Origin of the sequence: Pseudoalteromonas sp. Z1A6 (assembly GCF_011378745.1) — a bacterium.
In the GTDB taxonomy this organism is placed as follows: domain Bacteria; phylum Pseudomonadota; class Gammaproteobacteria; order Enterobacterales; family Alteromonadaceae; genus Pseudoalteromonas; species Pseudoalteromonas arctica.
Window position 1 is genome coordinate 1 of record NZ_WTKW01000233.1, and the last position, 6,804, is coordinate 6,804.

At 37.1% G+C, this 6,804-nt stretch carries 7 protein-coding genes; 4 read left to right on the forward strand and 3 right to left on the reverse strand.

Going from position 1 to position 6,804, the window contains the following annotated elements:
- The coding region (locus tag GQR46_RS14035) for an MFS transporter (RefSeq protein ID WP_165741275.1) at positions 1–603 on the forward strand (603 nt) is incomplete at its 5' end.
- A gap of 34 nt (positions 604–637) precedes the next feature.
- Here the strand turns inward: GQR46_RS14035 and grpE are convergent.
- Together grpE and GQR46_RS14045 are read right to left on the reverse strand one after the other, a co-directional pair.
- The gene (gene grpE, locus GQR46_RS14040; RefSeq protein ID WP_007375833.1) at positions 638–1,249 is read right to left on the reverse strand and encodes a nucleotide exchange factor GrpE; all 612 of its coding nucleotides are present in this window, start codon (positions 1,247–1,249) and stop codon (positions 638–640) included.
- A 58-nt stretch (positions 1,250–1,307) separates the two neighbouring features.
- A complete protein-coding gene (locus tag GQR46_RS14045) occupies positions 1,308–2,273 on the reverse strand; it encodes an HrcA family transcriptional regulator (RefSeq protein WP_024590838.1) in 966 nt (321 codons plus the stop codon).
- Between the two features lie 154 nt (positions 2,274–2,427).
- On the opposite strand from GQR46_RS14045, the gene nadK reads away from it, so the two are divergent.
- The 3 genes from nadK (at position 2,428) to recN (ending at position 5,962) form a co-directional block, all read left to right on the forward strand.
- Positions 2,428–3,312, forward strand: a complete 885-nt coding sequence (gene nadK, locus GQR46_RS14050; protein WP_165741276.1) for an NAD(+) kinase — start codon at positions 2,428–2,430, stop codon at positions 3,310–3,312.
- A 343-nt stretch (positions 3,313–3,655) separates the two neighbouring features.
- On the forward strand, positions 3,656–4,213 hold the full coding sequence (locus GQR46_RS14055; RefSeq protein WP_007584558.1) for a hypothetical protein: 558 nt from the start codon (positions 3,656–3,658) through the stop codon (positions 4,211–4,213).
- A 75-nt stretch (positions 4,214–4,288) separates the two neighbouring features.
- Entirely contained in the window at positions 4,289–5,962 is a 1,674-nt protein-coding gene (gene recN, locus GQR46_RS14060) for a DNA repair protein RecN (protein ID WP_007584560.1), read from the forward strand.
- Between the two features lie 371 nt (positions 5,963–6,333).
- On the opposite strand, the gene GQR46_RS14065 is transcribed toward recN, so the two are convergent.
- The coding region (locus GQR46_RS14065; RefSeq protein WP_165741277.1) for a GGDEF domain-containing protein at positions 6,334–6,804 on the reverse strand (471 nt) is incomplete at its 5' end.

Genomic DNA, 6,804 nt, shown 5'->3' on the forward strand with positions numbered 1-6,804 from the left:
CTATTTTTTGATAGCTATAAAACAGTACTGAGTAATAAAGACGCGCGTGCGGATATACTCAGTTCTATGTTTGTATCGTTTGGATTTTTTTGCTTTTTGACCTCAGTACCATTTATTTATTTAGATTTATATGAAGTATCAGAACAGTTATTTGGTGTGTTATTTGCGTTTAATGTAATGGCGCTTATGTTTGGTAACTTTTTAAATACGCGAATTGTACCAAGGCTGGGCTCTCGAAAAATGCTCTATATTGGGCTTGTATGTGGGTTTGTATCGGGGCTTGCGCTGTTAACATTTAGCTTATTGCACTTATCACTTTATTATATTGTGGCTGCTATTGCGCCATTAATGATGAGTTTAGGTGTCACTGCAAGTAATGCTGATTCGCTAATATTAATGAAGTTTGAAAGAAACACAGGTACAGCAACGGCCGTAATTGGCACACTTCGTTTTGGTAGTGGTGCATTAGTTGGCCCGCTACTCGCCATTATGCACGCAAAAAGCGCAGTGCCATTTTCAAGTTTAATGTTTAGTGCTGTATTACTCACTATGCTCGTACAGCTAATTCACTATAAAAAAGACAAAAAAAATGCCTCAATATGAGGCATTTTTATCAAAGCTAATAACCTTAAATTAATTAAGCGTCAGCAGCTTTAGAAACCATAACCATTGCAGGGCGTAATAAACGACCATTCAATGTGTAACCTTTTTGCATAACAGCAAGTACTGTATTAGGTGTTACATCGTTACTTGGTTGAATTGACATTGCTTGATGAAAATCTGGATTAAACTGCTCACCTTGTGGGTTTACAATTTCAACACCAAATTTAGAAACAGCGTCATTAAAGCTCTTAACCGTCATATCGATACCTTCAAGCAACGGCTTTAGTGTCTCATTTTCTTTATCAGAAAATTCAATAGCACGTTCAAGGTTATCAATTACAGGTAGTAATTCGTTAGCAAATTTTTCTAGTGCAAATTTATGCGCTTTTTCTACATCTTGTGCTGCACGACGACGAATATTATCTACATCTGCTGCGGCACGAACAACACCGTCTTTTTGATCAGCAATTGTTTGCTTTGCAGCTTCAAGCTCTGCATATAACATCGCAATTTCTGCTTCAGGGCTTTGTTCTTGTTCTGCATGCTGATCAGCGGCTTCTACTGCTGCTTCTACATCAGCCTGCATTTTAGAAATTTCTTCGTTTAATTCTACTTCTTGCTCAGGGTTTTGTGTCTGCTCAGACATAAAATACGTGCTCCAATTCTTTACAACTGCGGTAATTATGGGGATTGAATAAAAAGATTCAAGAGTTAGATGCCTCAATTAATTTAAATTCTTGAATTATTTCTTCAATCTGCGCTGATTTAGGACAAATTATACAAAAACGGCTTTGATATTCTTGATTTTTAAAGTACGGCACGCTTATTACAATTAATTCATCGCACTCAGTAAAAGGTAATTTTTCGCTATTAAGTACCGATACACCATTTTTAAAAGCAAGCTTATCTTCTACATAATTTAAAAACGAAACACCAATATTTAAACTTTGTTCGCAATCGATTTGTTTGTAGAGGTAATTTTCACCAACAACAATACTATTATCTGAGCCTAATTTTTGGCTTAGTTGTCGCGTCCATTGATTAAGCGAATCATGACAATTTCGAGGCGCTGTATTTGCCATAGCTTGCATACGGTACAAACCTTCCATTAAGGTTTGTTGGCTAAATACAGTGTTCAACCAAGTGGCAAATTGATAACGAACAGAGTCTGACGAATCATGAGGTTTATCAATACAAATATTGTGACTCTGCCCTGCCCTATCTATTAATAAAATAAGCCAGTCGGTAGAATCAAAATCAAGCACTTCTACTCTAAACACTTGCTGTGAACTGGCTTGAGGTAAACCAACACAACAACATACTTGGTATTTTTGGCTCAAACCATGCGCTAGCTCAACGAGTTGTGACTGCTGTGGTTGCCAATAATTAGCAATATCAGCAAGCACAAAAAATTCGTCAAACCAATAATCAAACCCTTCATTTGTCGGCACTCGCCCTGCGGATGTATGAGGTGAATACAATAAGCCCACTTTTTCTAAGCGAGCCATAGCATTACGAACCGTAGCCGAACACACTGCCATGCCTTTGAGCTTGGCAATTTTTGTTGATGGAACAGGCAAGCCTTCACCATTACAGTACATGTTCATAACAGCTGAAAAAATTTGCTGATCTCGTGGGTTTAGTTTCATGGTATCTACATCTTGTTGCATGAAAGAGATATCGGGGCGTTTAGTTCTTTTTCAAGTCGTGCAGCTAACTCACTGCGAATAAAATTGAAGGTTTATAATATTGCTATAATCTGTATTTTCAAACACTTCTGTTTTGAGTTACTCTACTATTATTAAATCTCTTTGTGCGTACATTATGGACTCTCCTTTTAACACCATAGGCCTAATTGGCAAACCTAATCACCCGGGAGCCGCTGCTACCCTTCAGCGTTTACATATCTTTTTACTTGCGCTTGGCTTTGAGGTAATAGTAGAAAAACGCACAGGGAGTCAATTAGACGATATTCCGCATGACAAACTTGTTAAGTTAGTCGACTTAGGTGAACAAGCCGATTTAGCCATTGTTGTAGGCGGTGACGGTAACATGCTTGGCGCAGCTCGCGTACTTGCGCGCTTTAACATTGCTGTAATTGGTGTAAATAGAGGCAACCTTGGCTTTTTAACTGATTTAAACCCCGAAGGGTTTGAAGCGAGCTTAGAGCAAGTACTCAGTGGTGAGTATCTTGAAGAAAAACGTTTTTTATTAGAAGTAGAAGTATATCGCCACAACGAATTAAAAAGTGCAAACTCAGCCGTTAACGAAGCGGTACTTCATGCCGATAAAGTAGCGCACATGATTGAATTTGAAGCTTTTATAAATAATGACTTTGTGTTTTCTCAGCGCTCCGATGGTTTAATAGTATCAACCCCGACAGGCTCTACGGCGTATTCACTTTCAGGTGGCGGTCCAATATTAACGCCAGAACTAAATGCTATATCGTTAGTACCTATGTTTCCTCATACCTTATCTAGCAGACCTTTAGTGGTAGATGCCGATAATGAAGTTCGTTTAAAGCTAAGCCTAGAAAATACAGATAGCCTACAGGTAAGCTGCGACAGCCACGTAGTGCTAGCCGTATTACCCGGCGATGAGGTAGTAATTAAAAAAGCCGATAAACAATTGCGCTTAATTCATCCAAAAAATTACTCTTACTACAACGTTTTACGTACAAAACTGAATTGGGGTAGTCGTTTGTACTAGGACCTGTTTATCTTTCGAGGTTAAATTTGCAGCTGTATATTTGGTATTTAGGCAAGGCAGAGCCTATGTAGTGTGGTTATTCCCCATAAATAGGCGATAACACAGCATAAAGGCCAAACATGCGCTGCCCTAAGGGTTCTTTCTAGGGGCGATTGACTCTTTGTTGTTCGGTTTTTACTTAGCCCACTAGGTTTCAAACCTCTCGCCGCGATTAAATCGCCCCTAGATTGAACAAATCTTAATCCTGAAAGGTCAACACGCCCTATTCTTATTGCCAAATTTGGTACTATAAAGCAAAATGGCGACTTAAAATAATAATCAACTAATTTAGGAACGAGTAGCAATGACTTATGTAGTATTCTTTGCTTTACTGCTATTAATTACACTTTTATACAGTTACCTCAAAATTGAGAGTAACCGTAAAAAAGCGATAGAAGCTAGAAAAAAGCTATTTAATGAACGTGTTTCGCATGTAAATACGCGCCTTAAAGCAAAGCTTAATGATCTACTTGATGCTAAAATAATTCGCCCAAAATACGTTCCTCGCATTCAAGCTATTGTAAATAATTTTTTTGTTGTTCAATCACATACAGACGAGAACTTGCAACAGCTTGAAGATACCGCCGACCTACTAATTAATACGTTGTCCAACGAGTTAATTAAAATCAATCAAACAAATATAATTCAACCATTGATTGATAATATACAGTACTTTGTATCTGAGTTGCCCCAGCAAGGCATTTTATACAATAAGAGTTTTTATATTAATACATTACCTCCCCTCATTGCTCTGCTTAAAACCGAAGAGAGTATACAACCTACTGATATTGTTGATGATCAAATTGATGCATCTTCCCAAACTTCCGATACACAGTTTACTCAAGATGTAAGTGTTGCTTAAATAATAAAAAATTAATTTGCAAAAAACCAAAACACTGTATAAATTAACAGTTAATTGACTGGATGGATAAACAGTATGTTAATTGGTTTAGAAGTTAAAAACTTTGCAATCGTAAGTAATTTAAGCACAGAATGGCGCAGCGGTATGACTGCGATCACAGGTGAGACAGGTGCTGGTAAATCTATTGCTATTGATGCCTTATCGCTATGCTTAGGTGAGCGCGCTGAAGCATCAGCAGTTCGCCCAAGCTCTGATAAAGCAGAAGTATGTGCACAATTTGACTTAACAGATCTACCGCTTGCTCAAGCATTTTTAGAGCAACATATGCTAAGCACTTCTGACAACGAGTGCTTATTACGTCGTGTTGTTTGTAAAAATGGCCGTAGTAAAAGCTATATTAATGGTAGTGCAGTTACCGCATCACAATTAAAAGAACTTGGTCAATATTTAATATCTATTCATGGACAACATGCCCACCAATATTTATTAAAAGCTGAGCATCAGTTACAGCTTTTAGATGCCTATGCAGGGCATCACCACTTAGTAAACTCAGTAAATAAAAACTATAAACAGTTTGCTAACTTACAAAAAGAATTTAAACACTTAGAACAACAACAGCAGCAACAAGCAGCGCAAAAACAATTGTTAGAGTATCAAGTTGCTGAGCTTGATGAATTTGCATTACAAGAAAATGAGTTTGATTTAATTGAGGCTGAGCATTACAAACTAAGCAATAGCCAAACAATATTAGAATCGTGCCAACGTGAGTTACAACACTTATATGAAAGTGATGAGCAAAACGCTTGCTCATTACTACAGCACAGCGCTCAACAATTTACCGAACTGGCTCAATATGACGAAAGTTTAGCAAGCGTAGCTGCTATGCTTAGCGAAGCCGCTGTACAAGTTGAAGAAGCAAGCCGCGAAGTGCGCAATTACACTGAGCAAGCAGATTTAGACCCGGCACGCTTAGTTGAAGTAGAAAATAGGCTAAGTGGAGCGATGGATTTAGCGCGTAAGCATCATATAAAACCACAGCAGTTAGTTGAGTTTCATCAATCGATTGCTCAAGAACTTGAGTCAATAAGTAATAATAGTAATCGTCTGGAGCAGCTTGAGTCAGAAATAGAAAGCGCGTTACTTAGTTACAAGCAAACTGCTGATGAATTAAGTAAAAGCCGCTGCGAGTATGCTAATACACTTAACACACTAATAAGTGAAAGCATGGCTAACTTATCAATGGAAAACGGTGTTTTTGAAATAGCCTTAACTCAAGAGAGTAATCGTACACCAAACAGCCTAGGCTTTGATAATGTCTCGTTTTTAGTATCAACTAATCCGGGACAACCACTTCAACCATTAGCTAAAGTAGCATCAGGTGGTGAGCTTTCTCGTATAAGTCTTGCTATACAGGTAATTATTGCCCAAAAAGTAACAACCCCAACGCTTATTTTTGATGAAGTTGATGTAGGTATTTCTGGCCCAACGGCATCTGCTGTAGGTAAGTTATTACGCCAATTAGGTAAATCAACTCAAGTAATTTGTGTTACTCATTTACCGCAAGTTGCCAGTAGTGCACATCAGCAATTTTTTGTAGCTAAAGAAATAGCACAAGGCGAAACGTTTACTCATATGCTGCCTTTAAATAAAGATGGCCGTATTAATGAAATAGCCCGTTTACTTGGCGGCGATAACATAAGCAAAACAGCTAAAGCAAATGCTAAAGAACTAATAATGGCTCACGCCTAATGTGTTAGTAAATAACGTCTTCAAGGATTAAATAATGCACAGTACTTTAGTTGATTTTTGTATAATTTTAAGTTGGTTGTTATTAGTACTAAGCACCTGTTTAATTATATTTAGTAAATATAAACATACTTGTTTTAAACAACGTTTATTTAAGTTTTTAAATAGCTTTTTAGTTTTTCAACTAATCGTTGTGGCCTATTACTTTACTAGCGAAAAAATAAATGGACTAAGTGATTTAGGTGTTAGTTATTGGGTTTTAATTACAATGCAGATTGCGTGTATTGTAATATGCTACATGAGCTTAAAACGTAGAAAGGCTAAAATAAGGCCATCCCTTGATTCGTTTTCAATGGATTAAAGTAAATAAACATTTAAAAAGAGCACGTTCTGTTTTTACCTTGCTCTTTTGCTTTATAAAGTAGTTCATCAGCATGCTTAATATCTAGGTCAATTGAGCGTTCAGCGTTTGCAGCTGTGATGCCAATGCTTAGCGTTATATTTACACTATCTGAAAATAAGCTTACAGCTGAAGCTTTAAGGGCATTATGGATTTTTTCTGCAACGAGCTCGCCATCATCAACGGTTACATTTGGAATCACAATTAAAAACTCCTCACCGCCCCAACGTGAAGCAATCGCATTTTGCGGAATATTATTTTCAAATATTTTGGCTAAATGGATAAGAGCTTCATCGCCAAAATCATGGCCGAATTGATCATTAATTTTTTTAAAATTATCTACATCAGCTAATAATATTACAAACGGAATATTATTATTTTTAAGCTCATTTTTAAAAGCTATAAGCTTATTCATAGTGAAACGACGGTTTGGCAGATTAGTGAG